Genomic DNA, 4384 nt, shown 5'->3' with positions numbered 1-4384 from the left:
CGGGTCGACCCCGTCGGCGTGGACAGGCGCACCGGCGAGTTCGACGTGCCGCCCCTTTCTGCGTCGATCTTGCACTTTCTGTCCCCGCAAAACGCCACATCCCTGACAAAAGCGCGACCGAAACTGCAAGATCGACGCGCAGGGCGACGCGCAGGGCCGCGCGAGGGGTGGGGACGTGCAGGGTGAGGGGCGCGGGTCGGGGCGCGCGGGGTGGGAATGCGCGAAGGCCCGCCTCCTTCAGGAGGCGGGCCTTCGTGGGTGTCGGGGTGGGTGGGTCAGTGTTCGGCGGTACGGCGGGTGCCGCTGTAGTACTCGAACAGCAGGCCGCAGGCGGCGAAGATGACCGCGACGGCACCGAGGCCGAGCAGCCACATCTGCCAGAAGACCAGACCCAGGCCGGCGATCGTGGCGGCCAGCGCCAGCCCGAACGGCCAGTAGCTGCCGGGGCTGAAGAAGCCGATCTCGCCCGCACCGTCGGCGATCTCACCGTCCGGCCGGTCCTCCGGACGCAGGTCGATGCGCCGCGAGACGAACCAGAAGAAGCCGCCGCACATCGAGCAGAGCAGGAACGACAGCAGCAGGGCCACCGTGCCGATCCACTCGACGCGACCGTCGGAGTCGGCCCAGGTCCAGCCGCCGTACAGGACGGCCGCGAAGAGCAGGAACGCGGCAATGGTCAGGAAGATGCGCCACTCGGTCTTCATGCCCGTTGCCTCAGCTTCCCGCGCCGACGGGCGCGCTGCCCTGGTTGAAGTTGTCCTGGGTACGCCGCGTCTCGAACGGCTTGGTGGTGATCGCGTACGGCTCCTCGCCGATCGCGGTCAACGCCTCCTGCGTCGAGGCACCGTCCTGCTTGGCCGCCAGGAAGCGGTCGAAGTTCTCCGGCGAGACGACCCGCAGCTCGAAGTTCATGAAGGCGTGGTAGCTGCCGCACAGCTCGGCGCAGCGGCCCACGTAGGCGCCCTCGGATTCCAGCGAGGAGACCTCGAAGACGTTGCGGATGCTGCCGGGGAAGACGTCCCGCTTGAACAGCATCTCCGGCACCCAGAACGAGTGGATGACGTCCTTGCTGGTCTCCTCGAACCGGATGGACCGGTTGCTCGGCAGCACCAGGATCGGGATGACCTCGCTGGTGCCCAGCACCGAGGCGGTGGTGTTGGCGTCGACGCCCTGGCCGTCGCGGTAGTTGAACTGCCAGTTCCACTTGAAGGCGACCACCTCGACCGTCACGTCGGGGTTGCGGGTGGTCTTCACCACGTCGGTCTGCACGATCGCGGTGTAGTAGAACAGCACGGCGACGATCAGCACCGGCGCGATGGTGTAGAGGAACTCCATCGGCAGGTTGTACCGGGTCTGCACGGGCAGCTCGTTGCCCCGCTTGCGGTACCGCACCACGCACCAGAAGATCAGGCCCCAGACGAAGACACCGACCGCGAGCGCCGCGATGCACGAGGCGATCCACAGGTCGTACATCCGCCGGGCCTCCGGGGTGATGCCACCCTGCGGCCAGCCGAAGCCCCCGAACGCCGCGCCGACGTCACAGCCCGTGAGCAGGACCAGCAGCGCCGCCCCACCGAATCCGAGCCCGGCGAGACGCCCGGCACGACGCCGCCCCCGCCGAGCACCGGCTCCCGGGGATGCGTTGTGCCGTACGGCCGTCGGCCGTACCTCCGAACTCCTTGCGACCACCTGGTCCTGCCTCCCTAGCGCGCCGCGGTGTCTTCATCTGGCCGGCTCCGCCGAGCGGAGCCGCCACACCAGCGGCAAAGGCGTCACCGACGGTCGCAGATTACTCGACCATGACGGGCTCGACCCGGTTGGGGTCAGTGTCCGCCCCCGACGGGGGATCTTGTCGCGGTGCAGGGCTATAGCGTGGGTAGATGTGATTCCATCCTCGGTCTACCTGGACGCCGCCACCGCCGCGCCGCTGCACCCGGTAGCGCGGCAGGCGCTGCTGGCCGCCCTCGATGACGGTTGGGCCGACCCCGACCGGCTCTACACCTCCGCCCGGCGGGCGCGCCAGTTGCTCGACGCCGCGCGCGAGGCCGCCGCACAAACCCTGGGCGTACGCCCCGACGAGCTCTCCTTCACCAGCAGCGGTACGACCGCAGCCCACTCTGCCGTGCTCGGCGGCCTGCGGGGGCGGCGACGTGCCGGTGCCGTGCTTGTGCATTCGGCGATCGAGCACTCCGCGGTGCTGCACGCGGCGCAGCAGCACACGGCCGGCGGTGGTACGGCCGTCGAGGTGCCGGTCGACCGGCTCGGCCGGCTGGACCTGGACGCCTGGTCGACGGCGGTCACCGGCCCCGGGGTGGCGCTGGCCGCTCTGATCGCGGCCAGTCACGAGGTGGGCACGGTCCAGCCGGTGGAGGCAGCGGCGGCGGTCTGCGCCGATGCGGGCGTGCCGCTGTACGTCGACGCCGCCCAGATGGTGGGGCGGGTGCCGGTGCCGCCGGGCTGGTCGGTGCTGACCGCCAGCGCCCGCAAGTGGGGTGGCCCGCCCGGCGTGGGGCTGCTGGTGGTGCGCAAGGGCACCCGCTGGGAGTCGCCCTGGCCGGCCGACGAGCGTGAGTCCGGGCGTACGCCCGGCACGGTGAACCTGCCGGCGGTGGTCGCGGCGGCGGCGAGCCTGCGCGCGGCGGCGGCCGACGCGGCGGCCGAGGCGGCCCGGTTGACGCCCCTGGTGGACCGGATCCGGTCCCGGGTGGCGGCGGAGGTGCCCGACGTGGAGGTGGTCGGTGATCCTGAGCGCCGGTTGCCGCACCTGGTGACCTTCTCCTGCTTGTACGTCGACGGCGAGGCGTTGCTGCATGCGTTGGACCGGCGTGGCTTCGCGGTCTCGTCGGGCTCCTCCTGCACCTCTTCGACCCTGCGCCCGTCGCACGTGCTGGAGGCGATGGGGGTGCTCTCGCACGGCAACGTCCGGGTCTCGCTGCACGCCGGCAGCACCGAGGCGGACGTGGAACGGTTCCTCGCCGAACTGCCCGGCATCGTCGCCGACCTGCGAGCCGAGGCAGGGGTGGTCGGGCTGTGACCGCCGAACCGGACGAGGTCCTCGACTGTCTCGGTCAGCGATGCCCGTTGCCGGTGATCGCGCTGGCCCGCCGGCTACCGGCGCTTCCGGTCGGCGCGGTGCTGCGGGTGTTGGCCGACGATCCGGCGGCGGCGGTGGACATTCCGGCCTGGTGCCGGATGCGCGACCAGGAGTTCCTCGGCACCTCCGGCACCGCCCACCACGTCCGCCGCCGCCAGTGAAAGGAAGGGCACCTTGTTAACGCCTCGCGCATAGGCGGGCCCCCTATTAGTACGAAACCAACCGGACGGGTGCCGGCGACGGTCAGGGCAGCAGGTGCGGGCGGATCTCGTCGGCGGCCTCGTCGCCGTACGACTCGGCGAGGCGCTTGACGAACAGGTCCCGCCGTACCTGGTACTCCTGCGTGCCGACGGTTTCCAGCACCAGCGTGGCCAGCAGCGAGCCGACCTGCGCGGCGCGCTCCAGCCCGACGCCCCAGGACAGCGCGGTGAAGAAGCCGGCACGGAAGCCGTCGCCGACCCCGGTGGGGTCGACCGCCTGTGCCTCCCGGGCGATCGGTACGTGGATCGGGTCGATGTCCCGCCCCACGATCTCGACCCCGTGCTTGCCCAGCGTGGTGACCCGGATCTTGACCCGGTCCAGCAGTTGATCGTCGCTCAGCCCGGCCTTGCTCTGCAGCAGCGACTTCTCGTAGTCGTTTGTCATCAGGTAGTCGGCGCCGTCGATCAGCCCGACCACGTCCGTGCCCTCCATCCGGGCGAGCTGCTGCGACGGGTCGGCGGCGAACGGGTAACCGCGCTCCCGGCACTCCGCGGAGTGGCGCAGCATCGCCTCCGGGTCGTTGGCACCGACCAGCACCAGGTCGAGCCCGCCGAGGCGCTCGGCGACCGGCCGCAACTCGATGTTGCGGGCCTCGCTCATCGCGCCCGCGTAGAACGAGGCGATCTGACACATGTCGGTGTCGGTGGTGCAGACGAAACGCGCGGTGTGGGCCACCTCGCTGACGTGCACTGAGTCACAGTCCACGCCGTGCCGTTCCAGCCAGGAACGGTAGTCGGCGAAGTCGGCGCCGACGGCGCCGAGCAGCACCGGCCGCAGCCCGAGCTGCCCCATGCCGAACGCGATGTTGGCCGCCACCCCGCCGCGACGCAGCACCAGGTCGTCCACCAGGAAGGAGAGCGACACCTTGTGCAACTGGTCGGCGATCAACTGGTCAGCGAACCGACCCGGAAAGCTCATCAGGTGATCGGTAGCGATCGAGCCGGTTACGGCGATCTTCATGGCAGCCCTCAGGGTCGATAACAGAGCCCGAACAGCCTACCGCCCCCACCCACCACCCCACACCCATCC

The 4384-nt window shown here is 70.7% G+C and carries 5 protein-coding genes; 2 read left to right on the top strand and 3 right to left on the bottom strand.

Features of this window, described 5'->3' with window-relative positions:
- Positions 1-275: 275 nt before the first annotated feature.
- A complete protein-coding gene (locus tag C1A38_RS30225; RefSeq protein ID WP_102661079.1) occupies positions 276-704 on the bottom strand; it encodes a cytochrome c oxidase subunit 4 in 429 nt (142 codons plus the stop codon).
- 10 nt (positions 705-714) lie between these two features.
- Entirely contained in the window at positions 715-1689 is a 975-nt protein-coding gene (gene ctaC, locus C1A38_RS30220) for an aa3-type cytochrome oxidase subunit II (RefSeq protein WP_102661078.1), read from the bottom strand.
- Between the two features lie 193 nt (positions 1690-1882).
- On the opposite strand from ctaC, the gene C1A38_RS30215 reads away from it, so the two are divergent.
- Both C1A38_RS30215 and C1A38_RS30210 read left to right on the top strand, forming a co-directional pair.
- A complete protein-coding gene (locus C1A38_RS30215; protein ID WP_102661077.1) occupies positions 1883-3034 on the top strand; it encodes a cysteine desulfurase family protein in 1152 nt (383 codons plus the stop codon).
- Complete coding sequence (locus C1A38_RS30210) at positions 3031-3255, top strand: sulfurtransferase TusA family protein (RefSeq protein ID WP_102661076.1); 225 nt, start codon at positions 3031-3033, stop codon at positions 3253-3255. Before C1A38_RS30215 ends, C1A38_RS30210 begins: the two co-directional genes overlap by 4 nt.
- Before the next feature lie 82 nt (positions 3256-3337).
- Here C1A38_RS30210 and C1A38_RS30205 read toward each other — a convergent pair whose 3' ends face one another.
- Positions 3338-4315 (bottom strand): carbohydrate kinase family protein, encoded by a 978-nt coding sequence (locus C1A38_RS30205; RefSeq protein ID WP_102661075.1) that lies wholly within the window; start codon positions 4313-4315, stop codon positions 3338-3340.
- Positions 4316-4384 lie beyond the last annotated feature (69 nt).

The organism is Verrucosispora sp. ts21 (assembly GCF_002879555.1).
Classification (GTDB): domain Bacteria; phylum Actinomycetota; class Actinomycetes; order Mycobacteriales; family Micromonosporaceae; genus Micromonospora; species Micromonospora gifhornensis.
Note: the sequence above shows the minus strand (reverse complement) of the source record. Positions and strands in the feature narration are given on the sequence as shown.

Excerpts from the sequence above, each read along its gene's own strand:
- C1A38_RS30205 (WP_102661075.1), bottom strand. The coding sequence starts at position 4,315 with ATGAAGATCGCCGTAACCGGCTCGATCGCTACCGATCACCTGATGAGC.
- C1A38_RS30225 (WP_102661079.1), bottom strand. The coding sequence starts at position 704 with ATGAAGACCGAGTGGCGCATCTTCCTGACCATTGCCGCGTTCCTGCTC.